This is a genomic window from Monashia sp. HAY1-2A, from assembly GCF_056755315.1.
The window spans coordinates 1-229 of sequence record NZ_JBNDHY010000540.1 but is presented as its reverse complement, the minus strand read 5'-3'; the positions used below and the strand labels follow the sequence as shown (position 1 = coordinate 229).

The window sequence follows — 229 nt, the reverse complement described above, 5'->3', positions numbered from 1 at the left end:
CCCCCCCCCCCCCCCCCCCCCCCCCCCCCCCCCCCTTCTTAAAAAAAAACCCCCACCCCCCCCGTTACTACGCGTCTCGTGGGCTCGGAGATGTGTATAAGAGACAGGAACCAGCCATGGCGTGGTGAGGGCGCCACGGCCGGTCCCGGCCCACAGGCCCTTCAGCGCGGGGCGTCGGGTACGTCCACGCCGCTGTCTCTTATACACATCTGACGCTGCCGACGACGGA

General features: G+C 68.6%; 1 protein-coding gene. It reads left to right on the top strand.

The annotated features are described in order from the left end of the window. Positions 1-78: 78 nt before the first annotated feature. Positions 79-213: a hypothetical protein gene (locus ACPYOM_RS23015; protein WP_481347744.1), complete on the top strand. Its 135-nt coding sequence runs from the start codon at positions 79-81 to the stop codon at positions 211-213. The last annotated feature ends 16 nt before the right edge of the window (positions 214-229 follow it).